A 23401-nucleotide genomic window follows, 5' to 3' on the forward strand; every position below is an offset into this window, starting at 1 on the left:
ATTCGCTTTGGGCGACGGTAGCGAGAGGACCGCATATGGACAATCCCGAAAGGGCGCGCATATTGCACGGCATGGAACACAAGCCCGATATCCTGATCGTTGGTGGCGGTCTGAACGGTCCCGCCTTGGCGCTGGCATTAGCTCAGACAGGACACACCGTCACCATCATCGACGCCCTGGCCGAGAAAGTTCGGAAAAACGCCGCGTTCGACGGGCGAGCCTATGCGCTTGCGTTGGCCTCTCAACGCTTGCTGCAAACAATTGGTGTGTGGGAACGGGTCGCCGACCACGCCCAGCCGATGCTTGAGATCAAGGTCACGGACGGGCACGCAGGGACTGGGCCATCACCCTTCTTCATGCATTTCGATCACGCCGAGATCGAAGAAGGCCCGATGGGATACATGGTCGAGGATCGCCATCTGCGCCGAGCCCTTTTGGATGCGATGGACGCGGACAGCAACATCACGCAGATCAGTGGCCGAACAGTCATTGCGCAGGATCACGACGCAACGGGCGTCACCCTAACTCTGAATGACGGCTCGACCCTGACGGGCTGCCTGCTTGTGGGGTGCGATGGTCGCCGCAGCGGTACGGCTGCGCGTGCAGGCATCAAGCGCAGCGGATGGGATTACGGACAGACTGCTCTGGTCTGCGCCATCGAACATGACCTGCCCCATCACGGTATCGCGCATCAGTTTTTCATGCCGCCGGGTCCGCTTGCGATCCTGCCATTAACCGGCAACCGCAGCTCGATTGTCTGGAGCGAACGGACCGACGCTGCAAAACGCATCAATGCCCTGCCCGAAGCGGATTATCTGCAGGTCCTGCGCCCTCGCTTTGGTGATTTCCTTGGTGATATCAAGCTGGCCGGGGATCGGTTCACTTATCCTTTGAACCTGACGATAGCGAACGCATTCATTGGCGAACGAATGGCCCTAGTCGGAGATGCCGCACACGGTATGCACCCTATCGCCGGTCAGGGGCTTAATGCCGGGTTGCGGGACGTGGGTGCGCTGGCCGAGGTGCTGACCCTGGCCGGACGGCGCGGCGAGGATATCGGATCGGTTCTGGTGCTGGAGCGCTATCAGGAGTGGCGGCGCTTTGACACGGCGTCGCTGGCGATGGCGACAGACGTGTTCAACAAACTGTTTTCAAATGACAACCCTCTGTTACGCGTTGGGCGCGACATCGGGATGGGGATCGTCGGGTCACTTCCGGGCCTGCGCCGGGGCTTCGTGCGCGAGGCCGCCGGGCTGACCGGGGACCTGCCGAAACTGCTTCAGGGGCGTCCGATTTAATCCAGTTGCCGCGCCTCGTCGACCAGCATCACCGGAATGCCGTTGCGGATCGGAAAAGCCAGCCCCGCAGCCTTTGAAACCAGTTCCTGCTTTTCCGCATCATAGTGCAGGGTTGTCTGCGTCTGCGGGCAAATCAACGCCTCAAGCATACGGCGGTCAAAGGCATGTTCAGGTGTGGTCATTGCAGCTTTTCCTCGCTCGATCCGCCGCGCATGGCGAATTCGATCAGTGTTACCAAAGTTTCGCGACGGGTACGCAGGCAGGGCGCTTCTAGCAAGGCCTGTTTTTCCTCGGGGTCAAAATCCAGCAGCATGGACAGCGAGTTGACCAGCAGTTCATCATCCGCGTCCTTCAACGAATCCCAGTCGGTCGATAGCTGCCGGGACGAAAAAAACCGCTCTAGCAGCGTCAGAAAGTTTGTGCGGTTGAACCCGTCATCTTGTTCGGCCCGGCCCAAGTCGCGGTCAAACCCATCCCAGGACACCTGGCAGCGACGATAAGGGGTAAAGGCGTCCAACTCGGACTTGACGCGAAAGCGCGAAATCCCGGTCAGCGTAATCAGGTAACGGCCATCTTCGGTTTCCGAAAACTGCGTCACCCGCCCCGCGCAGCCGATCTGGTGCAGCTTGTCGTCGTCGCTTTGGCAGGGGTTCGGCTGCACCATCCCGATCAAACGCTCGGGCGTTTTCAGGGCGTCGTCCAACATCTGTAGATAGCGCGGCTCGAAAATGTGCAGCGGCAGGCGCGAGCGGGGCAACAGCAGCGCCCCGGGCAAAGGAAAGACGGAAATCGTTTCCGGCAGATCAGCGGGATGCATCATGTACCCCAGTGTAGCTCTGATCAGAGATTAGGCAAATATCATCGAGCTAAGTTTGCGCCGCCCATTCAGAACAATCGGGTCGTTTGGCTTGAGCGCGTCGAAGATCGTGAACAACTGCGCCTTGGCTGCGCCGTCGTTCCATTCGCGATCCCGACGGAACAATTCAAGCAACTGGCTTACGGCCTCTTCCACATCACCATTGGCATGCAACGCCTGCGCTAGGTCGAACCGGGCCTGATAGTTGTTCGCGTCAGCCTGAACCGCCGCAGTCAGTTCGGCCACAGGGCCCGCATCTGCGGCTTGTTTGGCCAATTCCAGTTGCGCATGCGCCGCCTCCACTTCGGCAGAGGTGGAAATTTCGGCAGGGGCACCGTTCAAAATGGCCTCGGCCTGTTCCAGATCACCGGCTGCGATATGGGCGCGCACCAAACCGCCATAAGCCGCCGCATGGTTCGGATCCTCGCCCAGAATGGCAGCAAAGGTCTGCGCGGCGTCCGCAGCGGCGCCTTCCGACAGCATTTCTTCGGCCGCTTGAACGGCGTCATCCAATTGCCCGCCCGGGCTTTCGCCCCCTGCTGCTTCGATGACACGGTCGACAAATGCCTTGATCTCGGACCCCGGCAACGCGCCTTGAAACCCGTCAACCGGCTGACCCTTGAAAAACGCATAGACGGTCGGAATAGACTGAATACGCATTTGCGAGGCGATCATCTGCGCCTCGTCCACGTTGATCTTGACCATCTTCACTGCGCCCTTGGCGGCGGTCACAGCGTCTTCCAGCAGAGGTCCCAGAGTTTTGCACGGCCCGCACCATGGCGCCCAGAAATCCACGATGATCGGAGTTTCCTGCGAAGCCTCGACGACGTCGGCCATAAACGTGGCCTCGGACCCGTCCTTGATCAGATCCGCTGTATCGGGGCTGGCTGCGCTGTTCAGAAGGTCCATGACACTCACTCTTTCGTTCGAACTTGCGCCCTATATGCAACCGCATAGGGCAGAAACCAAGGGTTGAATTGCAGAATTAAAGGTCGAAAGTAGCAAAGACCGGAGCGTGATCGCTGGGCTTTTCCCATCCGCGCGCATCGCGCAACACGCGGCTGGAATGCCCCGCGTTCGAGATATCAGGCGTGGCCCAGACGTGATCCAGCCGCCGTCCCTTATCGGCCGCATCCCAATCGCGCGCACGGTACGACCACCAGCTGTAAAGCTGCCCCTCAGGGATATCCTGGCGGGTGACATCGACCCATCCGCCTGCATCCTGCGTCTCGGCCAGCGCTTCAACCTCGATCGGCGTGTGCGAAACGACCTTGAGCAGTTGCTTGTGCGACCAAACATCATCCTCGCGCGGGGCGATGTTCAGATCACCCACCAGAATGGACTTTTCGGGCTTTTCAGCATGGAACCAGTCGCGCATGTCGGTGAGGTAATCCAGCTTCTGCCCAAACTTCTCATTCACCTCACGATCCGGCACATCGCCACCTGCGGGGACATAGAAGTTCTGGATGGTCACGCCGTTTTCCAGCCGTGCCGCGATGTGGCGGGCATGGCCAAGACCAGCGAAATCCTTGTCACCCACTTCCTCCATCGGGATACGCGACAGGATCGCAACGCCATTATATCCCTTCTGCCCACGCGCAACCATGTGGGTATAGCCCAGTTCCGCAAAGCCTTCGGTCGGGATCTTCTCGACCGGCGATTTACACTCTTGCAGACACAGCACATCGGGGGCTTCGTCGTGCAGCAATTTCAGCACGATAGGCTCGCGCAGACGGACCGAGTTGATGTTCCAGGTGGCAAGGGTAAAGGGCATTGGGGAATCCTCTGTCGTGGGTTGCGCGGAGGTTAGCGTGGGTTGGGATGGGGTGCCATGGGGAAAGAGACTGCAAGTCTGTTCTGCGGACAATACAGTCGCTCATAGATGGCGCAATACTTGGGCTTTCAGCACGATCGGTATCCATTTGTTCAAGTCGTTTGGTTTTTCCGCAGCTCTCTAATGTTGCTTTGGGCGATAGGAAGTCTCGGTTAAGAATTTAAATCGCAAGCAACATAGCGCGGAGGTACATTGAATGCCCAAAGGCATCTCGAAGCGGTTTATCTTAGGCGGTTTGGGTGCCGTGGTTGCGCTTAATACCTTAGCTTTCACGTGGTTCTTACTTTACGGACCAGGTGTTTGGACCGATAACATATCCAATCGCGACCTCTCTGATACAACCGTAGATGCTGGCCTGCCAAGAGAGGCGAACGGTCAATCCGCTGAACTCCTTTCAGCCTTTCACGGGCTCGATGCACTGCCTCGCGTCTCGAATGTGATTTGCAGAGGTTCTGAGGGTAATACCGGAATGCCTGTGATCTTCTCGACTGAAATAGACATTTCGACGATGCAGGCGGGGGATTTTCGGGTCACGACCCAATCAGGAGCAATTGGGACAATGCACTGCGCGTCAGTCCTGCCAGCCACAGACCCTGGTGAGTTGCGCACGGTTCTTTTGATAGGACAATTGGGACCCGCAGACAGCGACCCGCCTGTCAGAGTTGACATCATCGGCCATTTGCATTCCATCGATGGGACCGTGGATTATCGGGGAGCTAGTGTGCCGGTGATACCCCTCGAAGACGGCCCATCAATAACCCTGGCTGAAGTCGTGGAAGATTGGACACAAGTCGGTACGCTGGGGCCTCGCCGTGTCAGAGGCAGTCTTTGTCCGACAAAGGGAATCGTACAGGCAGTCCGTGTCACGTGGGAGGGCGGCGTGACATTGGAAGACGGCACCGAACCCGGCGAGGCAGAGCGCGACCTTTACACGATCACCGTCGCCGCAGCCGACGGTACCCGGCGCGACATAAAGCCAGCTGCGCTGGCCAACTTGGGTGACGGAGACAACAATCACATGCTCTGCGTGGACACGAGTGACATGCCCGTCTCGGTGTCTTTTCCCGCAAGCGTTCTGACTGACCCGAATGGCGATCTGAACCCGGCGACAAGGGCTGACGTTTCACCGCTGCGATGACCACTAATAGACCGCGATTTGGGTTTTGTGGCCTGCAGCTTTGGGGTTCATAAAAGCGAATACTGGATATGACTCGTATGATCATTTCTGCCGGCAGGAGGAAGAAACCGCTTTGGGCTCAAAGCAGACACCCATCCCCAACTTCCCACAAAAAAAGCCGGGCCAAAGGCCCGGCAGTCCAACAGGGAGGTACATGTCATTACCCGGACATGCACGGGTTGGGAGTAACCTAAATATATCTCCAGAGTATCACTTTGATCTGCATCATTCCATCAAAGTTACGACACAAGACGATATCCGCCCGACTCTGTGACCAAAAGGCGCGCGTTCGACGGATCGGGCTCGATCTTCTGGCGCAGGCGGTAGATGTGGGTTTCCAGCGTATGCGTGGTGACACCGGCATTGTATCCCCAAACCTCGTGCAGCAGCACATCACGCGCAACCACACCGTCGGCCGAGCGGTAGAGGAACTTGAGGATATTTGTCTCTTTCTCGGTCAGCCTGATTTTCCGGTCATCTTCGGTGATGAGCATCTTCATCGCAGGCTTGAAGGTATACGGCCCAAGAACAAAGACCGCGTCCTCGGACTGTTCGTGCTGGCGCAGTTGGGCACGGATACGGGCCAGAAGGACCGGGAATTTGAAAGGCTTGGGTACGTAATCATTGGCACCGGCATCAAGGCCCAGAATGGTGTCGGCGTCGCTATCGTGCCCCGTCAGCATCAGGATCGGACTTTTGACACCCTGCTTGCGCATCAGGCGGCACAGTTCGCGACCATCGGTATCTGGAAGGCCGACATCCAGAATAACCAGATCATAGATCGCTTCGCGGGCGCGCTCCATGGCGGACTGCCCGTCGGACGCTTCGAACACGTCAAAGTCTTCGGTCATCACAAGCTGCTCACTCAGAGCTTCGCGAAGATCTTCGTCGTCGTCCACCAGCAGGATTTTCTTAAGCTGTGCCATATCTGGTCCTCCTAAGCCTTTTCCACCACTTGCGCGTCAAAGATGCAATCAACAAGGTTTGCTGCAATCGTCTCACGCCCTCGTGTCTGATGATGAGGAAATGTTTCACATTTCCGTCCGATCAGGCTACAGGAAGGGCTAATCGTTACAGGGTAACATAAATGAGTCTCATCCCGGATATCTCGGAACTGCTGGCACGCGCGCGTGCGGACCTGCGTATGGGCGTGCCTGTCATCCTGACAGATGACAGCGGCTTCAGCGTTCTTGCAATCGCGTCAGAAACACTGAGCGCCCAACGGCTTGCGGATTTGCGCGGGCTGGGCGGTGAACCGGTCGTCGCCATTACCGTGCGCCGGGCAGAAACGCTCAGGGCGCGAGCCTATGATGGGGATTTGGCACGGGTGATTATTCCAGCCGATGCGGATATCGGTTGGGTTCAAGCGGTCGCCGACCCGTCCGATGATCTGAACGCACCGATGAAAGGCCCCCTGATGACGCAACGTCAGGGCAGCTCCAGCCTGCATCGTATCGCCATTGCCCTGACCAAATCCGCCCGCTTGCTTCCCGCAGCCGTTGTTGTCCCCATTGATGACGGGCGCGCCTTTGCCAGCGCACATGGCCTCACCTGCATTGATCACACCCGGGCAGCACCGCATCTGGCAGACCGCAGCATTCTGAACGAAGTGGTAGCCGCGCGCCTGCCCATGGAGGTGTCCGAGGCCGGGCGGCTTCACGTCTTTCGTCCGGAAGATGGCGGCGAGGAACATTACGCCATCGAAATCGGACGTCCCGACCGTAGTAAACCCGTATTGGCCCGTTTGCACTCGGCCTGCTTTACGGGCGATCTCATGGGCAGCCTGAAATGCGATTGCGGCCCGCAGCTTCGGGGTGCGCTTGCCCAGATGGGAACGGAAGGGGCCGGGGTGCTGTTGTATCTGAACCAGGAAGGGCGCGGTATCGGGCTGGCCAATAAGATGCGGGCCTATTTCCTTCAGGATCAGGGCTTCGACACGGTCGAGGCCAACCATCGGCTGGGATTCGAGGATGACGAACGGGATTTTCGTTTGGGTTCGGATATCCTTAAATCTCTGGGGTTCAGTGCTGTCCGATTGCTGACCAACAATCCGGCCAAGATCGCGATGATGGAAAAAACGGGAATCGCCGTCACGGAACGCGTTCCGCTGAAGGTCGGAGAAACAGCCCATAATCGCGGGTATCTGGCGACCAAGGCGGAAAAATCGGGCCATCTGCTTTGATGCCCTCTGACCTCGTGCTTACACCGCGCGGCGTCCGGTTTGCCGGGCGCACGTTTCCCTGTTCGATCGGCAAGGGTGGGCTCAGCAACACCAAGCGTGAGGGCGACGGCGCAACCCCGACCGGTGTTCACCGTATCGTCGGTATGCTTTACCGCCCTGACCGGATCGCGGCGCCGACCCCATGGGCCATCCCGATTGGGCCGTGGGATCTGTGGTCGGATGACAGCCGCGATAACCGATATAACCAACTGGTCAGCGTGCCCTACCCGTTCAGCCATGAAAAGCTGCGCCGGCCGGATCCCTTATACGATCTGGTTCTGCTTACCGACTGGAACTGGCCGAACGCTGTTCCGGGAAAAGGTTCGGCAATTTTTCTGCATCAGTGGAGGAGACCGGGCTATCCCACCGAAGGTTGCGTTGCGTTTCGAAGGGAACACCTTCATTGGATCGCCGGAAGGATAACACCCGATACGCGGCTGATTATTCCTGCGGTTTGACACGCTCGCCAAAGATCGCCGATCCGACACGCACATGGGTTGCGCCCAATGCGATGGCCTTTTCAAAATCACCGCTCATGCCCATGGACAGCCCCGTTAGCCCGTTCCGGTCTGCGATTTTGGCAAGCAGCGCAAAATGCAGCGCGGGCTCTTCCTCGACCGGAGGGATACACATCAACCCGGCCAATGGAAGGTCCAGATCACGGCATTCGGCGATGAATGCATCTGCCTCGGCAGGAATGACACCGGCCTTCTGATCCTCTTCCCCGGTATTCACTTGTATGAACAAGTCGGGACAGGCTCCGATCTCTTGCGCCAGACGCGCCAGCGTTCTGGCGAGCTTGGGGCGATCGACAGAGTGTATCGCGCTGAACAACTCCATGGCCTGACGCGCCTTGTTCGTCTGGAGCGGTCCGATCAGATGCAGATCAATATCAGAATAGTCCCGCATGAAATCGGGCCATTTCTCCATGGCCTCTTGCACCCTGTTTTCCCCAAAACAGCGGTGCCCCTCATCCAGAACACCGCGAACGCGTTCGTTCGGCTGTACCTTGGACACGGCAATCAGCTTAACAGACCCGTTTGGCCGCCCGGCAGCGGTTTCAGCTTTTTGGATACGAGTGGCAATATCATGCAGCGACATGGGGATCCTCAATTGGTTTGAGGCAGCAAAACACCATGTCAGCCCAAAAGAAAAGGGCAGGTCCGAAGACCTGCCCTTAAACCTTGCGGTTCAGATCAACTTAGAAGTTGAACTGAGCACCGAAGTCAGCACGGATGGTGCTGTCTGCGCTGCCGACTTTGCTGTCGCCGATACCACCGCGCAGCGATGCACCGCCACCCAGGTCGTAGATTGCGCCGATACCATACTGACGGGTGTCACCGTCAGCCGAACCGTCACCGTAAGCGGCGGTCAGGGTCAGAGCCGAACCAACGTTGTAAGCTGCCGACAGACCGTAGAAGGTGTCGTCGGTTGCTTCACCAGCTGCGTTCGGAGCGGTGTCGCTTTCGTCACCGACAAACAGGGTGCCCGAGAAGTCGCCCCATTCACCACCCAGGGTGAAGACCAGCAGGTCGGGGTCGATGCCGAACGAGCCACCATCGGTCTGACCGTAGGCCAGAGCTGCGGTGATGTTGTTGAAGGTGTAGGTCGCGCTGATGTCCCAGCGGTCTGCATCTTCAGGAACACCGCCGAATGCAACGGTTGCCTGGTCATACGATGCGCCGAATGCGAAGTCGCCAACTGCGTACTGGAAGAACACAGCGTTCGAACCCGAACCGGTCGACGAGTAACCCAGGAAGCTGTAGTTAACGCCCGAGTACTGGCCGATGAAGTTTTCCAGGCCCGGCTCGTTACCGTAGTAGTTTGCCAAGTTGTCGAAGGCACCTGCAACGTTGCCCGCGTCAACACGCAGACCACCGTAGATGACCGAGAAGCGTGCGCCGTTCAGGCCGGCTGCGTTTGCTTCACCGTTGCCGGCGTTTTCGTCAGCCTGCAGACGAACACGAGCCGAGAACTCAACGCCGCCATCGGTTTCAACGACGCCGTCGATGTTCAGACGGAAGCGCGAGATCAGGATGGTGTTGTCGGTGTCGACAGTGGCGGTACCAGCGCCGGTGATTGCACCGCTTGTGGTGGTGGTGAAGTTCGCAACCGAACCGGTGCGGTCTTCTTGGTATCCAATACCAAAGCGGCCGTAACCGCTAAAGCGTACGTCGGCCGCTGCAACACTTGCGGTTGCGATCAGAGCGGTCGATGCGAAGAGAACTTTTTTCATCTTGTTTCCCTCGGTTTCAAAGTTTTTCTACTCGACACATGCCTCAGCACATGTCTCAGCACGGGAACCGTTTCGCTCTTTTTGCCCCCTTCGCGCAAGCACGGCATAATTGTACAGCCTGCATTGGCAACAGATTGGTGCAAGGATGCCACAGTTTGTTTTGAGCCTTAAAGCATCAGCAATACCGCTTATTTGTTACAATAAGAGGGTTGTTGCCGCACTGGACCTTGTCTAGGAGTATCACTGAACGAACGAGACCAAGTGAAACAGGACCAGTCGACGATGCGCCTGCAGACGATTATCGGTTTGATCATAGTGGCTGCCGCAGTGTCGGCCTGCGGACAGAATCGAGGGGCCGCGCCGAACCCTGATCTGCTTAATACAGACAGCGGACGATCAAGCGAACGCGAACTGAACGATCCCAACCGTTCGACCATCTGGGATGTATTCGACACCAGAAACGCAGAGCAGGTTACAAATGTGAACCGCTATCTGTGGGCGGCGTCGCTGGATGTATTGAATTTCCTGCCCGTACAAGAGGTCGACCCATTTACTGGCATAATTGTAACGGGTTACGGGACACCCCCGGGTGGCGGGCGCTCGTATCGGGCGACGGTTCATATCAGCGACCCTGCTCTGGCGGCGCGCTCTTTGTCGGTGGCATTGCAATCCAGCGGCGGCGCACCGGTCAGCGCCGCAACTACACGCGCGGTCGAGGATGCCATCCTGTCCCGCGCCCGTCAGTTGCGTATTGCGGACAACAAGCTCTAGCAACCCACCGAAAATCACAATATTACCACGCCGGGTTCATTCCCGGCGTTTTCATTCATGAAGGACCGCACGATGTCGCGCTACTCGGCCAACGAAATCGAAGCTAAATGGCAAGAGGCCTGGGACAAGGCCGGGATCTTCACCGCCAACCACAAGGCGGATAAGCCGAAATATTACGTGCTTGAGATGTTCCCCTACCCGTCTGGCCGAATCCATATGGGCCATGTGCGCAATTACACGATGGGCGACGTGATCGCGCGGCACAAACTGGCAACCGGCCACAATGTGCTGCACCCGATGGGCTGGGACGCGTTTGGGATGCCTGCGGAAAACGCGGCGATGGCCATTGGCGGCCACCCCAAAGACTGGACCTATGGCAATATCGCCGACATGCGCGGTCAGATGAAACCGCTGGGTCTGTCGATCGACTGGTCGCGCGAGTTTGCAACCTGTGATCCGGAATATTACGGCCAGCAACAGGCGCTGTTTTTGGATATGCTCGAGGCTGGTCTGGTTTACCGCAAGAACGCCGTGGTGAACTGGGATCCCGTCGATATGACCGTTCTGGCCAATGAACAGGTTGAAAACGGCCGCGGCTGGCGCTCGGGTGCGCTGGTCGAGCGCCGGGAACTGACGCAGTGGTTCTTCAAGATTTCCGACTATTCCGAGGAATTGCTGGACGCGCTGGATACGCTGGACAACTGGCCTGCCAAAGTCCGCCTGATGCAGGAAAACTGGATCGGCAAGTCGCGCGGCTTGCAGTTCGGCTTTGAACGCACTGATGGCGGCGAACCGATCACCGTCTACACGACCCGCCCTGATACGCTGATGGGGGCGTCTTTCGTCGGTATTTCACCCGACCATCCGATCGCCAAACAGCTTGAGGCGGAAAACCCAGAAGTTGCTGAATTTGTTGCGGAATGCCGCAAGGGTGGCACCACCGAAGAAGCGATCGAGACCGCCGAGAAGCTGGGCTATGACACCGGCATCAAAGTAAAACACCCGCTGGACCCGAATTGGGAACTGCCGGTCTGGATCGCGAACTTCATCCTGATGGATTACGGCACCGGCGCGATTTTCGCCTGCCCGGCCCATGATCAGCGCGATCTGGATTTCTGCCGCAAATACGGCCTGCCCGTGGTCGATACGTTCTTTGCGCTGGATGACGACTCTCCGGTCGACAAGCTCGCATTCGTTCCGCCGAAAACCGAAAAAGTCCGCTGGGTGAACCACTTCGCTGGCCTGACCGAGGCAACAGGCGACGAGGCCATCAACACCACCGTCGATTTCGCTGAAAAGGCCGGATGGGGCCAAGGTGTCACCAAGTACCGTCTGCGCGATTGGGGGCTAAGCCGCCAACGCTATTGGGGCTGCCCGATTCCCGTTGTCCATTGTGATACCTGCGGCGTGGTGCCCGAGAAGAAAGAGAACCTGCCGGTCCGCCTGCCCGACGATGTGACCTTTGACAAACCCGGCAACCCGCTGGACCGTCACCCGACCTGGCGCGACTGCGTTTGCCCGTCCTGTGGAGCACCGGCCAAGCGTGAAACCGACACGATGGACACGTTCGTCGATTCGTCGTGGTATTTCGCCCGGTTCACCGCTCCGCGCGCCGAAACACCCACCGATCTGGCCGAAGCCGAATACTGGATGAATGTCGACCAGTATATCGGCGGGATCGAGCACGCGATTCTGCACCTGCTTTATTCCCGCTTTTTTGCGCGGGCGATGCAGATCACCGGCCACCTGCCAAAAAAGGCGATTGAACCGTTCGATGCGCTGTTCACGCAAGGCATGGTCACGCATGAGATCTACCAGACCCGCGACGCCAATGGCCGCCCGGTTTATCACCTGCCGGAGGACGTGACCGACGGCAAACTGGCCGACGGCACCGAGGTTGAGATCATCCCCTCAGCCAAAATGTCGAAATCCAAGAAGAACGTGGTGGATCCGGTCAGCATCATCTCGGCCTTTGGCGCAGATACCGCCCGCTGGTTCGTTCTGTCCGATTCGCCGCCAGAGCGTGACGTTGAATGGACCGCATCGGGGGCCGAGGCCGCGTTCAAGCACCTCAGCCGCGTGCATCGCATCGCGTCGGAAATCGCGGAATCGGACGCTCCGGCCAATGCCGAAGACGAAACCCTGCTGCGCGAAATGCACAAGGCCATCCACGATGTATCCGGCGGGGTCGAATCCTTTGGCTTCAACGCGTCCATCGCCAAGCTTTATGCCTTTACCAACACGCTGGCCAAATCCAAGGCAGGCTCTGACGCCAAACGTCAAGCCGCTAAGACGCTGGCGCAACTTATGTCCCCCATGACACCACACCTGTCAGAGGAACTGTGGCAGTTACTGGGCGGCGAGGGGCTGGTTGCCACCGCCCCCTGGCCCGTCGCGGATGAGGCGATGCTGGTTGACGATACCGTCACCCTGCCGATCCAGATCAACGGCAAACGCCGCGCGGAAATCAGCGTTCCCAAGGATATGGACAAGGCAGAGGTTGAAAAAATCGCGCTCAGCACCGAAGCTGTGCAAAAGGCGCTGGATGGCAATGCGCCGAAAAAGGTGATTGTTGTCCCAGGCCGGATCGTGAATGTCGTTGTTTAACCGCAGAACCCTGTTAATGCTGCCGCTGGCGCTTGCCACCTGCGGTTTTGAGCCTGTTTACGCCCCCGGCGGATCAGGCGATGCCCTGAACGGCAAAGTTCAGGTTTCCGCACCAAATGATGTTGAAAGCTATTTGCTGGTTCAAAATCTGGAACAACGGCTGGGTCGCAGTTCCGGGTCAGTCAAGGATTATCAACTGGATGTAAACTTGGTCACCCAGACGCGGCGGGCGGCCATCCGAACAACCAACGAAACCGACCGGTATACGATCGAGGGCCGTGCCAGATTCGCCCTTAAGTCGAATGAAACAGGTCAGATTATGACTTCTGGAACGGTTTCGGACTTTGTCGGGTATTCGGCAGCGGGTTCGACAGTGTCGACCCTTGCGGATGAGCGCGACGCCACTGACAGGTTGATGGTCATTCTCTCTGATCAGATCGTCAGCCGCCTTTACGCGGCACCGGGCCTGACTCAATGAAACTCAGCCCGCGCGAGGCCGAGGGCTATTTCGCTAAACCGGACGCAGACAAGACCGGTCTGCTGATCTACGGGGCCGACGCCATGCGCGTGGCGCTGAAGCGCCAGCAGGTTCTTGCGGCGCTGTTGGGGCCCAATGCCGAAGAAGAGATGCGCCTGACCCGTCTGCCAGGGGCCGACTTGCGCGCGGACCCCGCTGCGCTTTTGGATGCGGTAAAGGCAGTTGGCTTCTTTCCCGGCCCCCGCGCCGTTCTGGTCGAAGACGCAACCGATGCCGCAGCGCCTGCGATCCTTGCGGCGCTGGAGGATTGGCGCCCCGGCGATGCGCAGATTGTCGTTACGGCTGGGCAGCTCAAGGCCAGTTCAAAAATGCGCAAGGCATTCGAGGCACATCCTGCAGCGTTTGCGACCGGAATTTACGATGATCCGCCTTCGCGCAACGAGATTGAGCGGGTTCTGACACAAGCCGGTTTGAAGAACATCCCTCGCGATTCCATGTCGGCCCTGACCGAGTTGGCTGCCGGCATCAGCCCCGGCGATTTCTCTCAGGCCATTGAAAAGCTGTCGCTTTACAAGTCCGGCGACGCAACTGAACTGACGATCGAAGATATCGAAGCTTGCGCCCCGCGCTCGACCGAGGCAGCATTGGATGATGTTCTCAACGTCGTTGCCGAGGGTCGCGCCGGAGAGATTGGTCCGCTGATCCGAAGGTTGCAATCGCAGGGCACCGATGCGGTCGCGTTGTGTATCGGGGCCACTCGGCATTTCCGCACGTTATATGCATGTGCCTCAGACCCCGGTGGTGCGGCACAGGGGATCAGCAAGATGCGCCCGCCAATCTATGGAAAGCGCCGGGATCGGATTGTAAGGCAAGCGCAAGGCTGGGGTGCAGCGAAACTTCAGACTGCCCTGACCGTTCTGACAGATACGGACCTGACATTGCGATCCGCAGGCCAGACGGCCCCGGCAATGGCGCTTGTTGAACGGGCGATGATCCGTCTGGCAATGCTTGCACGGCCGCGTTAGCGCCCGGTTTCCAGCCACACGCAAGCGCTGCGACCCGCCCAACGCCCGGTTGCCAGACATGCCGTTAACAAATATCCCCCGGTCGGGGCCTCCCAATCCAGCATTTCACCAGCACAAAACACCCCCGGCAAAGACGTAAGCATAAGCCTGTCATCCACGGCGGCTTTGGCAACGCCTCCGGCTGTCGAGATCGCCTCATCCATGGGGCGTAGACCGGCGTGATGAATAGGTAAACGCTTGATAGCATAAATCAATTTCTCTGATTCAAGAACCTCACTCTTTGTCATTTCGTGGAACAGAGCAACTTTTTGAGGGGACAGTCGCAGCGATTTCTTCAGCCACTGCGACACGGTTGTCTTGGGTTTTTTGGCAGTTAGGCGTTCTGTCAGGACCGACGTGTTCAGGTCTGGCGTCAGATCGACAAACAACGAAGCACCTTGGCGCAGGGCTGGGGTCAATGAATACAATCCTCCGCCCTCTAGCCCATTGGCGGAAATCGTGGCCTCTCCCCGACTGGTGGCGTCCCCGGCCACCCATTGAATCGACTTCAGGGCCGCACCGAAATGAGGGCGCATGTGATGGCTCCAATCCACCGAAAGCGCCGAATTCGACGGTTCAAACGGGGCAAGTGGAATCCCTTTGGCCGCCAGAATTGGGGCCCACTGCCCGTCAGAGCCCAACCGCGCCCAACTTGCACCGCCCAGTGCCAAAATCGTTGCATCCGAGTTTACGCTTTGTTTGCCGTCGGGGGTTTCGAATACCAGAGCTCCGTCCTCCCATCCGATCCACCTCCAGCGCGTTTTGATCTCAACGCCAGCCGACCCGAGCCGACCCAGCCATGCGCGCAGCAAGGGGGAGGCTTTCATCGCAGTTGGAAATACGCGCCCAGTGGACCCGGTAAACACTTCCTGCCCCAGATCACGGGCCCAGTCCTGAACATGGGTTGCGTCAAATTCGGCCACGATAGGACGCAGCCACCGGGCAGCAGGACCATAGAATTGCATCAGGTCCTCGAATGGCTCATCCTTGGTGAGGTTCAAGCCAGACTTCCCGGCCATCAGGAACTTGCGCGCGACCGATGGCTTGGCCTCGGCCACTAATACGTCATGACCAGCCGCTGCAAGCTCTTGCGCAGCCATCAAGCCAGCGGGCCCTGCCCCGATCACCACTGCCTGTGCCATTCCTGTCCTATTGCCTTCTGCCGAATCCGACGCAACTCTTGCCAAGTTATGTCAGAAATTGATCCAATCTGCCCACTTTGCGACCGTCCGATACCAGATGGGCACGGCAGCCTGCACCATCTGATCCCAAAACTCAAAGGGGGCAAGGGCGGGCCCACCGTTTTACTGCACGTGATCTGCCACAAAGAAATCCACGCAACCCTGACCGAGGGCCAGTTGGCGCGGGAATTCAATACAGTAGAGGCTTTGCGCGCTCATCCAAGGTTGGAAAAATTCCTGACTTGGGTTCGCAAGCGCCCGCCCAGTTTTCGCTCGAAAGTGCCGGGGCGCAGGCGTGCGCGATAGTTATTCGGGCCAAACTTGATCCCCAAACGCGTCCCGTACCGGGGACGAAAGCCCGCTGACCTCAAGCCCGCGATAGTCCGGGGAAGGCGCGAACGTTCCACCGGCAACATGCTGAAACTCCAGCGTGGTATACGGCCTTTTCCACAGCCATTCCCGGTTTTCGACAGCCCATAAATCCGCATTTGGGGGCGTTTCATCCGTGAACGCATAGAAATGCAGGTCAAACCCGTATTGGGCAACATCCTGCATAGACAACAAGCGCATCCCCTGCACGCGGCAAAATGCATCCTCGGCAGCGATATCGCCCGTGCGCAGCGTGATCTGACCAAGACGCGCTTCTGTAAAGGGGTGTGACGAAGTGGCCGCATTTTCAGGCCGATTACCTTCAAAATCCCACTGCAAGAGTTCGATCACGAAGCCCTCGGGGTCTTTGAGATGGCACATGTAACCGATATCCCGAAATTGCTTCGGCTCCGAAACCTCCACCCCCTTTTCACGCAGGAGGGTCGCCGCCAGATCCACATCCGGCAGGGTTATTCCGATCTTCCAATATCGTTGCCCCTGATCGTGGCTGTATTTGCCGCCACCTGGCATCATGACCACGTCGGCGTCAGGGCCGCCGTAGCCGACACGTTGGCACACCCCTTGGCCTTGGACAGTCATGCCAAGAATGTCCCGATAAAATGCCGACAATCGTTCCGGATCAGACACGCGCAACCGAAGGGCGGATAACCTCATTCGCACAGCCTTGCGATACCCTGCGCGATTCTGGGATCGGCCTGCACACTGTCGGAAACCAGTTCATGCGCCGTTTGCATCAGCAGGTCAGGTTCTACAACGCTATCCACCAGACCAAAGGAATACGCCTCATCCGCAGTTATCTTTTGTCCCGCCATCAAAATCATCTTGGTGCGTGCCGGGCCGATCAATGCTGCCATACGCTTTGGGTCCGAAGGTTGTGGCAGAAAACCAAGCTTCATCACCGGGTAAAAGAACTGGGCCGATGGCACCGCAATGCGCAGATCGCAAGCCAGAACCATACCATTGGCACCACCGGCCAAAGTGCCGTTCAGCGCAGCGACCGTCAGGCATGGCAAGGCGGCGATGGCACCTGACAAACGCTCCCACAGGTCCGAGGTCGCAAGGCCCGCGCGGGCTTCGTCCAGATCGGCACCGGCGCTGAAAACCTTTCCTGCACCGGTCAGGATCAGGGCGCGAGCCTCAGTCGCATTTTCTGCGATTTCACACAGTTCGGCTAGCATCGCCCCGGTCAATGCATTGGCCTTGCCCGGGTTGTTCAGAGTGACGGTCCACAACCCGTCAGTCTTGGTCAGTTGGATCACGTCAGCCCCACCCTTTGCCGAATGTCTTCGCGCCTAAGCGAAATTTCAGTGCCCAGAAACTCATCCGCATCCTCGGAACACATCCAAAGCAACGCACGGGCAGGCCAATCAGCCGGGATATGATCGCTCCAATCAAGTTGGCTTACCGCGTTGATGCCGCTGGCCTTGATGACGCGCTGCATATCGGTGGCGACGGTTCCGGGCGACAACCCCATCGCGCGGATGCCGTGAATAGCTTCTTCAAGATGCAAGCACTCAGTCAGCATCTTCGCCCCCGCTTTCGAGGCGCAATAATGGCTCCACGCCTCGATAGGGTTTGATGCCGCGCCTGAGGATACGGTCAGCACAGTGCCGCCACCGGCCGCACGCATCACGGGCAGTGCCGCGCGCATTCCGTAAAAGACCCCCTTCAGGTTGATGTCGATCGCACTGCTCCACGCCGCGACATCGGCGCTGGACATGTGAAAGATCGGGTCAATAACACCTGCATTCCCGATTAAAACGTCCAATCCACCAAACCTGTCCACGCAATCGGCAACGGCTTGTTCCACCTGAGCAAAATCGCTCACGTCGCATTGCAGTGCCAGTGCGTTTTCGCCCAGCGCGTCGGCCAGGGTTGCAATTTGATCGCGGCTGCGCGCGACCAGAGCGACGTTTGCCCCGGCTGCGGCAAAAACACGCCCAGCCTCGGCCCCGATGCCGCGGCTTGCCCCTGTGATCAGTACGGTTTTTCCTTGCATATGAACCCTGTACCTCCGTTGTTTTTAAATTGTGTGAACCTCTACCGTGCGAAGGGGGAAAGGGTCCACCCCTTGCCCCTTGACGCCCGCCGCCACAGACACGACGATGCGCGCAAGATTTATCAAGAAGGGTTCTGTAATGTCCGTTTTTCTTCGCCGTAGCTGCGGCGCAGTATTTGCCTATGCCATTGTGACTCAGGGCGCGCTGGCCGATTTGACCGCGCAGGATGTCTGGAACGACTGGCAGTCCTATCTTACCCAGATGGGATATACCGTGTCCGGCGAACAATCCGTAGACGGAAACGTGACGAGCGTCAGCGACATGAGCATCGCAATGGCTCTGCCAGAGGAAGACGCCACATTCCAGATGCTGGTTCCGCAGATGACCCTTACCGAAAACGGGGACGGGACTGTCAGCATCGGTTTCCCCGAAAGCTTCCCCATGACCGTTTCAGGCGAGGGTGAGGGCGAGACTTTCTCGGCCAATATTCTCTACACCCATAACGGTCTTGAAATGGTTGTATCCGGGGCGCCCGAAGATATGACCTATGACTATTCCGCAGCCTCGCTTGGCATCAAGCTGGATGGTGTAGAGGTCAACGGTGAAGAAATGCCCGGCGATATCCTTGGCGCCAATATGGAAATGAACGACCTGACCGGCAGTTCGCGGATGAAGGTTGGCGAAAACCGCAGTGTTGATCAGACGTTCAAGGCCGCTGGACTGACCTATGGTCTGGTATTCGAAGATCCCGAAAGCGACGAAACCGCAAAGATCGACGGCAACCTCAGCCAGCTTGATTTTGAAGGCACCAGCGTGATCCCGTCCGATTTTGACATGTCGGACCCGCAAGCCTTTTACGAAGCCGGGTTCGAGTTTTCGGGCCTGTTCACATACGGCTCTGGCACGACCGCGATGGCGGGCACCAGCGATGGCGAGGCGTTCTCGATGGGCAGCGAGTCCGAGGGCGGCCGCTTTGCCGCCAGCTTTGACGCACAGCGGCTGGCCTATGACGTAGAGCAAAACAGCGCAAAACTGGCTGTGACAACCGCCGATCTTCCTTTCCCGATCGAAATAGCAATGGCCAATGCCGGGCTGAAGTTCGAGTTTCCCATTCAGCAGTCCGAAGAAATCCAGCCCTTTGGATTTGCCATCAACATGACCGATTTCACCATGTCCGACGTCCTGTGGAGCATGTTTGATCCGGCGGGCGCACTTCCGCGCGATCCGGCCACAATTTCGATTGATACTTCGGGCACAGCCAAGGTCCTGACCAACTTCTTCGATCCCGAAGCCGTAGAATCGCTGGAATTCGCCGAAGACGCGCCGGGCGAACTGCACTCTCTCAAGATCAACGAATTGCTGATCTCGCTTGTCGGGGCAAAGTTGACGGGTACCGGTGACTTTACCTTCGACAACAGCAACACCGAGGAACTAGGCGGATTGCCTAACCCGACAGGGGCTGCAAACCTGACGCTGACTGGCGCGAATACACTGATCGACAAACTGATCGGCATGGGCCTGATTTCGGACAGCGACGCACTGGGCGCGAGGATGATGATGGGTTTGATGGCTGTTCCCGGCGAAGAACCCGATACGCTGAACTCGAAAATCGAGTTTACCGAAGACGGGCATATCGTGGCCAACGGTCAACGCCTCAAGTAACCATTTGCGAGAGAAGGCCAACCGGCCTTCTCTCGACGCTGCTGCCAGGCTGTCAGATCAGATTGACGGACGAAGGCACAGGCCCGATCCGGCAAGCTGATTTCCATAGTTTCAGGCAATGTGCCGTGATCAGCGACCCTTGGAGCTGCGTCGAAAACCTCACCAGGGTCCAATTTGCACCATAGTTTGAATTCCGGATTCGCCCTTGCCCGGCTTCAGGTCTTGCGAGCGGCGCGGTGCAACGCTAGGTCCAATATATACAGACCGGAGACCTCATGACCCGAACACCTGAAGACATCAGCCAAGTCCTGTTGGAAACGGCCATAAAAGCCGGAGCCGAAGCAGCAGATACCATCGTGCTTGACGGATCATCGGTCTCGGTCGAGGTCCGTGGCGGGGCGCTGGAACATGCGGAACGGTCGGAAGGTACCGATTTGGGGCTGCGCGTTTTTCTCGGGAAACGCCAAGCTATTGTTTCCAGCTCGGACAGCCGCCCGGAAACCCTGAAGGCTATGGCCGAACGCGCTGTTGCCATGGCGCGTGAAGCACCCGAAGACCCCTATACAGGCCTTGCCCAATCTGACCAGCTTGCAACGGATTGGGACATTGAGGCACTGGAACTCTTTGACCCTACAGCTGAACCTTCTGCCGAAGATCTGATGCAGGACGCGCTGGCGGCCGAGGCAGCGGCGCTTTCCGTTCAGGGCGTTACTCAAGTTTCTGACGCGGCCGCCTCATACGGGACGCATCGCGTCCATCTGGCCGCCACGAACGGGTTTTCCGGCGGCTATGTGCGCAGCAGCCGATCCACATCCTGCGTTGCGATCTCGGGTGAAGGCACCGGGATGGAGCGTGATTACGACGGCGACAGCCGCACGTTCCAGTCAGACCTGCGCAGCCCGGCTGATATCGGCCAAAGTGCCGGAGAACGCGCCGTGCAACAGGTCGGCGCCCGCCAACCCGCAACAGGGACGTATCCGGTTCTGTTTGATGAGCGCATTTCGTCATCGCTGATTGGTCATCTTCTGGGGGCCAGCAACGGCGCGGCCATCGCGCGTGGCGCATCCTGGCTGTCCGATCGTCTGGGTGAACAGGTTCTGCCTGACCACCTGTCGCTGATCGAAGACCCGCACCGCCCGCGTATTTCGGGTTCGCGCCCCTTCGATGCCGAAGGTCTGCCCACCCGACGCAGGGCCATCGTTGAAGGCGGCACCCTGACCGGCTGGACCCTTGACCTGTCCAGTGCGCGCAAGCTTGATATGGCATCAACCGGGAACGCCGCGCGGGGCGTGTCCGGCCCACCATCGCCCAGCAACTGGAACCTGAGCCTGACACAAGGGGATCAAAGCCGAGCGGAATTGCTGCGCGACATGGGCACAGGGTTGCTTGTAACTTCAATGATCGGATCGACGATCAACCCGAACACGGGCGACTATTCGCGCGGTGCATCCGGTTTCTGGGTCGAAAACGGCGAGATTGCCTATCCGGTCAACGAATGCACCATCGCAGGCAACTTACGCGATATGCTCGAACGGATCATTCCGGCAAACGACGCGCGGACATACCTGTCCCGTGTGGTTCCGTCCTTGCTGATCGAAGGAATGACACTTGCCGGCAACTGACCTGCCTCTGCTGATTGATGCCGCACTGGAGGCCGGAAAGATCGCCACGCGCTACACGGGCAGTTCTGCGCGGCGCTGGGACAAACCGGATGGCGCAGGACCGGTCACCGAGGCTGATCTGGCCGTCAACGCGATGCTTGAACGGGATCTTCCTGCCGCCCGGCCCGGTTACGGTTGGCTCAGCGAAGAGACCGAGGATTCGCAGGACCGGTTGAGCAAATCCCGCGTGTTCATCATCGACCCGATTGATGGCACACGCAGTTTTGCCGAAGGGTCACGCACATGGGCGCATTCTCTGGCCATTGCGGAAGATGGCGAGGTGACGGCGGCGGTGATCTACCTGCCGCGTCGCGATTTGCTGTATGCGGCCGCCAAGGGACAAGGCGCGACGCTGAACAGCGCGCCGATCCGGGTATCTGGCGTCACTGATTTGAAGTCCGCCGAAATACTGGCTGCAAAACCCAATCTGGACGCACGCCATTGGCTGCACGGTCACCCGCCCGAGTTCCTTCGCAATTATCGACCTTCGCTGGCCTATCGTCTGGCGCTTGTGGCTCAGGGCCGGTTCGACGGAATGCTGACGCTTCGCCCCAGTTGGGAATGGGATATCGCCGCCGGGGACCTGATCATTCGTGAGGCGGGTGGGGTATGCTCGGACCGTGCTGGACAGCCGTTGCGGTTCAACAACCCCCATCCCCGACTGACCGGAGTTATTGCGGCTGGCACTGCCGTTCACGATCTGCTTTTCGAACAGCTTGACCCGCGGGGCTCGGGGATTATCCCATGAGCAAGCCGCGCTCACTCAGCCTTGCAGCGTATCGCATCCTGTCCTGGGGCGTGCCCAACGCGACAGACGATCCCTATATTCCCAGACCTGATGGTGAGGTGATCTGGATCCACGTCGGAGCACAGGACCGGCAACGCGCGGCCGTCGACTTTTGCCAGCGGTTGCGGCAATCCCGCCCTACACTTTCGATCATCATGTCTGCACCGCCCGAGGCGGATCTTTCCAGATGGGATGCCTGCCCGCATCCGTTGGTTAATCTGCCTGCGGAACAAACCGGTGCGGCCCGCGCTTTTCTGGACCATTGGCGCCCGGATATCGGGCTTTGGATCGGCGGCGGGCTTATGCCCAACCTGATCACCCGCGCATCCGAGCGGGATATTCCCCTGATCCTGATCGAGGCTAAAGTCGACATCAAAGTCGCACGCGGTGGGCGCTGGCTGCCGGACATTACCCGATATACGTTTGACTGTTTCCACACGATCCTTGCGACCACGCCGGACGTCGTGCGCCATATTCGCCGGTTGGGTGTCTCCTCGTCCAAGGCCGAGGTCTCTCCGCCCCTGCATGTCAGCCCCAACCCACGCCCCTGGCCGGAAGACGAGTTGATCGAGATGACGCATGCCTTTTCGGGCCGACCGGTCTGGCTGGCGGCATGGGTTCAGGACAAAGAGTTCATCTCGGTCCTCAGCGCGCATCGTCAGGCCATGCGGATGCTGCCCCGACTGGCGCTTGTCCTTCACGTCGCCGACATTTCCGAAGCCGGTCCGTTGCACAGACGCCTGGAATCCATGGACCTGCGCTGTATTAACTGGGACGATGGCGGAACCATCGAAGACAACACTCAGGTCATCCTGTCGGCAGAGCCTGAAGATCTGGGGCTTTGGCAACGTGTCTCACCTGTGACCTTCATGGCCAGTTCTCTGGAACGCGGCGCGGGCGGACAGGAACCGCTGATCGCGACCGCGCTTGGCTCTGCGGTCATTCACGGCCCATTTGTGCATCGCCATCAGCAACTGTACGATCAATTGGACCGGGCAAATGCGGCACGAACCGTAAAATCCGCGACTGAGCTTGGTGATGCCGTTGTCTCTCTTCTGGCCCCGGATTGCGCAGCGGACATGGCCTTGGCCGGATGGCAGATCGTGACCGAGGGCGCACCCCAGGCAGATCACCTGATCGACATCGTGCAGGATTGTCTGGATCAGCGGAGTTGAGTT

At 58.6% G+C, this 23401-nt stretch carries 24 protein-coding genes; 13 read left to right on the forward strand and 11 right to left on the reverse strand.

Annotation, left to right across the window (positions count from 1 at the left end; genetic code table 11):
* Positions 1-35 precede the first annotated feature (35 nt).
* Positions 36-1298 (forward strand): FAD-dependent monooxygenase, encoded by a 1263-nt coding sequence (locus ACT2B1_RS17855; RefSeq protein ID WP_481668291.1) that lies wholly within the window; start codon positions 36-38, stop codon positions 1296-1298.
* Here ACT2B1_RS17855 and ACT2B1_RS17860 read toward each other — a convergent pair.
* From ACT2B1_RS17860 to ACT2B1_RS17875, 4 genes are all read right to left on the reverse strand, one after another.
* Entirely contained in the window at positions 1295-1480 is a 186-nt protein-coding gene (locus ACT2B1_RS17860) for a Trm112 family protein (RefSeq protein ID WP_171124448.1), read from the reverse strand. The genes ACT2B1_RS17855 and ACT2B1_RS17860 overlap by 4 nt on opposite strands.
* Positions 1477-2118 carry an LON peptidase substrate-binding domain-containing protein gene (locus tag ACT2B1_RS17865; protein WP_481668292.1) on the reverse strand — a complete coding sequence of 214 codons (642 nt, stop codon included), beginning with the start codon at positions 2116-2118 and terminating at the stop codon, positions 1477-1479. Before ACT2B1_RS17865 ends, ACT2B1_RS17860 begins: the two co-directional genes overlap by 4 nt.
* Positions 2119-2145: 27 nt before the next feature.
* Positions 2146-3063 (reverse strand): thioredoxin family protein, encoded by a 918-nt coding sequence (locus ACT2B1_RS17870; RefSeq protein ID WP_171124451.1) that lies wholly within the window; start codon positions 3061-3063, stop codon positions 2146-2148.
* 76 nt (positions 3064-3139) lie between these two features.
* Entirely contained in the window at positions 3140-3928 is a 789-nt protein-coding gene (locus ACT2B1_RS17875) for an exodeoxyribonuclease III (RefSeq protein WP_481668293.1), read from the reverse strand.
* Positions 3929-4868: 940 nt separating this feature from the next.
* Here ACT2B1_RS17875 and ACT2B1_RS17880 point away from each other — a divergent pair.
* A complete protein-coding gene (locus ACT2B1_RS17880) occupies positions 4869-5126 on the forward strand; it encodes a hypothetical protein (protein ID WP_171124455.1) in 258 nt (85 codons plus the stop codon).
* 278 nt (positions 5127-5404) lie between these two features.
* Here ACT2B1_RS17880 and ACT2B1_RS17885 read toward each other — a convergent pair whose 3' ends face one another.
* Positions 5405-6091, reverse strand: a complete 687-nt coding sequence (locus ACT2B1_RS17885) for a response regulator transcription factor (RefSeq protein ID WP_170415695.1) — start codon at positions 6089-6091, stop codon at positions 5405-5407.
* Between the two features lie 161 nt (positions 6092-6252).
* Here ACT2B1_RS17885 and ribA point away from each other — a divergent pair, with 161 nt between their 5' ends.
* Entirely contained in the window at positions 6253-7347 is a 1095-nt protein-coding gene (gene ribA / locus ACT2B1_RS17890; protein ID WP_171124457.1) for a GTP cyclohydrolase II, read from the forward strand.
* On the forward strand, positions 7344-7844 hold the full coding sequence (locus ACT2B1_RS17895) for a L,D-transpeptidase family protein (protein ID WP_171240182.1): 501 nt from the start codon (positions 7344-7346) through the stop codon (positions 7842-7844). The genes ribA and ACT2B1_RS17895 overlap by 4 nt, the downstream gene beginning before the upstream one ends.
* Here ACT2B1_RS17895 and ACT2B1_RS17900 read toward each other — a convergent pair.
* Together ACT2B1_RS17900 and ACT2B1_RS17905 are read right to left on the reverse strand one after the other, a co-directional pair.
* Positions 7828-8487 carry a YggS family pyridoxal phosphate-dependent enzyme gene (locus ACT2B1_RS17900; RefSeq protein WP_171240181.1) on the reverse strand — a complete coding sequence of 220 codons (660 nt, stop codon included), beginning with the start codon at positions 8485-8487 and terminating at the stop codon, positions 7828-7830. The two genes, ACT2B1_RS17895 and ACT2B1_RS17900, sit on opposite strands and share 17 nt — an antisense overlap.
* 100 nt (positions 8488-8587) lie before the next feature.
* Positions 8588-9622: a porin gene (locus ACT2B1_RS17905; protein WP_171124463.1), complete on the reverse strand. Its 1035-nt coding sequence runs from the start codon at positions 9620-9622 to the stop codon at positions 8588-8590.
* A 282-nt stretch (positions 9623-9904) separates the two neighbouring features.
* Here ACT2B1_RS17905 and ACT2B1_RS17910 point away from each other — a divergent pair, with 282 nt between their 5' ends.
* The 4 genes from ACT2B1_RS17910 (at position 9905) to holA (ending at position 14503) form a co-directional block, all read left to right on the forward strand.
* The gene (locus ACT2B1_RS17910; RefSeq protein WP_171124687.1) at positions 9905-10393 is read left to right on the forward strand and encodes a DUF3576 domain-containing protein; all 489 of its coding nucleotides are present in this window, start codon (positions 9905-9907) and stop codon (positions 10391-10393) included.
* Positions 10394-10465: 72 nt separating this feature from the next.
* Positions 10466-13000, forward strand: a complete 2535-nt coding sequence (gene leuS, locus ACT2B1_RS17915; protein WP_171124464.1) for a leucine--tRNA ligase — start codon at positions 10466-10468, stop codon at positions 12998-13000.
* Positions 12987-13478, forward strand: a complete 492-nt coding sequence (lptE, locus tag ACT2B1_RS17920) for an LPS assembly lipoprotein LptE (protein WP_171240180.1) — start codon at positions 12987-12989, stop codon at positions 13476-13478. Before leuS ends, lptE begins: the two co-directional genes overlap by 14 nt.
* On the forward strand, positions 13475-14503 hold the full coding sequence (gene holA / locus ACT2B1_RS17925; protein WP_171240179.1) for a DNA polymerase III subunit delta: 1029 nt from the start codon (positions 13475-13477) through the stop codon (positions 14501-14503). The genes lptE and holA overlap by 4 nt, the downstream gene beginning before the upstream one ends.
* Here holA and ACT2B1_RS17930 read toward each other — a convergent pair.
* The gene (locus tag ACT2B1_RS17930) at positions 14500-15684 is read right to left on the reverse strand and encodes a TIGR03862 family flavoprotein (RefSeq protein WP_171240178.1); all 1185 of its coding nucleotides are present in this window, start codon (positions 15682-15684) and stop codon (positions 14500-14502) included. The genes holA and ACT2B1_RS17930 overlap by 4 nt on opposite strands.
* A 48-nt stretch (positions 15685-15732) precedes the next feature.
* Here ACT2B1_RS17930 and ACT2B1_RS17935 point away from each other — a divergent pair, with 48 nt between their 5' ends.
* Entirely contained in the window at positions 15733-16029 is a 297-nt protein-coding gene (locus ACT2B1_RS17935) for an HNH endonuclease (protein WP_254428817.1), read from the forward strand.
* On the opposite strand, the gene ACT2B1_RS17940 is transcribed toward ACT2B1_RS17935, so the two are convergent.
* Genes ACT2B1_RS17940 through ACT2B1_RS17950 form a run of 3 tightly spaced genes read right to left on the reverse strand, consistent with a single transcriptional unit; the run spans position 16030 to position 18112 of the window.
* A complete protein-coding gene (locus ACT2B1_RS17940) occupies positions 16030-16767 on the reverse strand; it encodes a VOC family protein (RefSeq protein ID WP_481668294.1) in 738 nt (245 codons plus the stop codon).
* Entirely contained in the window at positions 16764-17372 is a 609-nt protein-coding gene (locus ACT2B1_RS17945; protein WP_171240176.1) for an enoyl-CoA hydratase/isomerase family protein, read from the reverse strand. Before ACT2B1_RS17945 ends, ACT2B1_RS17940 begins: the two co-directional genes overlap by 4 nt.
* Positions 17369-18112: an SDR family oxidoreductase gene (locus ACT2B1_RS17950; protein WP_171124475.1), complete on the reverse strand. Its 744-nt coding sequence runs from the start codon at positions 18110-18112 to the stop codon at positions 17369-17371. Before ACT2B1_RS17950 ends, ACT2B1_RS17945 begins: the two co-directional genes overlap by 4 nt.
* Before the next feature lie 139 nt (positions 18113-18251).
* Between ACT2B1_RS17950 and ACT2B1_RS17955 the strand changes: the two genes are divergently transcribed.
* The 4 genes from ACT2B1_RS17955 to ACT2B1_RS17970 all read left to right on the forward strand — a co-directional run bounded on the left by ACT2B1_RS17955 (position 18252) and on the right by ACT2B1_RS17970 (position 23398).
* Entirely contained in the window at positions 18252-19775 is a 1524-nt protein-coding gene (locus ACT2B1_RS17955; protein ID WP_481668295.1) for a DUF2125 domain-containing protein, read from the forward strand.
* 275 nt (positions 19776-20050) lie between these two features.
* Positions 20051-21397, forward strand: coding sequence for a TldD/PmbA family protein (locus tag ACT2B1_RS17960; RefSeq protein WP_171240173.1), 1347 nt, complete (start codon positions 20051-20053; stop codon positions 21395-21397).
* Positions 21384-22184 (forward strand): 3'(2'),5'-bisphosphate nucleotidase CysQ, encoded by an 801-nt coding sequence (locus ACT2B1_RS17965; protein WP_171240172.1) that lies wholly within the window; start codon positions 21384-21386, stop codon positions 22182-22184. The genes ACT2B1_RS17960 and ACT2B1_RS17965 overlap by 14 nt, the downstream gene beginning before the upstream one ends.
* Complete coding sequence (locus tag ACT2B1_RS17970; protein ID WP_481668296.1) at positions 22181-23398, forward strand: 3-deoxy-D-manno-octulosonic acid transferase; 1218 nt, start codon at positions 22181-22183, stop codon at positions 23396-23398. The genes ACT2B1_RS17965 and ACT2B1_RS17970 overlap by 4 nt, the downstream gene beginning before the upstream one ends.
* Positions 23399-23401 lie beyond the last annotated feature (3 nt).

The organism is Ruegeria sp. S263, from assembly GCF_056780525.1.

Bases quoted from the DNA above. Each gene is read 5' to 3' on its own strand.
- ACT2B1_RS17885 (WP_170415695.1), bottom strand. From the start codon at position 6,091: ATGGCACAGCTTAAGAAAATCCTGCTGGTGGACGACGACGAAGATCTT.
- ACT2B1_RS17900 (WP_171240181.1), bottom strand. From the start codon at position 8,487: ATGTCGCTGCATGATATTGCCACTCGTATCCAAAAAGCTGAAACCGCT.
- ACT2B1_RS17855 (WP_481668291.1), top strand. From the start codon at position 36: ATGGACAATCCCGAAAGGGCGCGCATATTGCACGGCATGGAACACAAG.
- holA (WP_171240179.1), top strand. From the start codon at position 13,475: ATGAAACTCAGCCCGCGCGAGGCCGAGGGCTATTTCGCTAAACCGGAC.
- ACT2B1_RS17870 (WP_171124451.1), bottom strand. From the start codon at position 3,063: ATGGACCTTCTGAACAGCGCAGCCAGCCCCGATACAGCGGATCTGATC.
- ACT2B1_RS17940 (WP_481668294.1), bottom strand. From the start codon at position 16,767: ATGAGGTTATCCGCCCTTCGGTTGCGCGTGTCTGATCCGGAACGATTG.
- ACT2B1_RS17910 (WP_171124687.1), top strand. From the start codon at position 9,905: ATGCGCCTGCAGACGATTATCGGTTTGATCATAGTGGCTGCCGCAGTG.
- ACT2B1_RS17930 (WP_171240178.1), bottom strand. From the start codon at position 15,684: ATGGCACAGGCAGTGGTGATCGGGGCAGGGCCCGCTGGCTTGATGGCT.
- ACT2B1_RS17935 (WP_254428817.1), top strand. From the start codon at position 15,733: ATGTCAGAAATTGATCCAATCTGCCCACTTTGCGACCGTCCGATACCA.
- ACT2B1_RS17875 (WP_481668293.1), bottom strand. From the start codon at position 3,928: ATGCCCTTTACCCTTGCCACCTGGAACATCAACTCGGTCCGTCTGCGC.
- ACT2B1_RS17955 (WP_481668295.1), top strand. From the start codon at position 18,252: ATGTCCGTTTTTCTTCGCCGTAGCTGCGGCGCAGTATTTGCCTATGCC.
- ACT2B1_RS17970 (WP_481668296.1), top strand. From the start codon at position 22,181: ATGAGCAAGCCGCGCTCACTCAGCCTTGCAGCGTATCGCATCCTGTCC.
- ACT2B1_RS17950 (WP_171124475.1), bottom strand. From the start codon at position 18,112: ATGCAAGGAAAAACCGTACTGATCACAGGGGCAAGCCGCGGCATCGGG.
- ACT2B1_RS17960 (WP_171240173.1), top strand. From the start codon at position 20,051: ATGACCCGAACACCTGAAGACATCAGCCAAGTCCTGTTGGAAACGGCC.
- ACT2B1_RS17860 (WP_171124448.1), bottom strand. From the start codon at position 1,480: ATGACCACACCTGAACATGCCTTTGACCGCCGTATGCTTGAGGCGTTG.
- lptE (WP_171240180.1), top strand. From the start codon at position 12,987: ATGTCGTTGTTTAACCGCAGAACCCTGTTAATGCTGCCGCTGGCGCTT.
- ACT2B1_RS17905 (WP_171124463.1), bottom strand. From the start codon at position 9,622: ATGAAAAAAGTTCTCTTCGCATCGACCGCTCTGATCGCAACCGCAAGT.
- ACT2B1_RS17865 (WP_481668292.1), bottom strand. From the start codon at position 2,118: ATGATGCATCCCGCTGATCTGCCGGAAACGATTTCCGTCTTTCCTTTG.
- leuS (WP_171124464.1), top strand. From the start codon at position 10,466: ATGTCGCGCTACTCGGCCAACGAAATCGAAGCTAAATGGCAAGAGGCC.
- ribA (WP_171124457.1), top strand. From the start codon at position 6,253: ATGAGTCTCATCCCGGATATCTCGGAACTGCTGGCACGCGCGCGTGCG.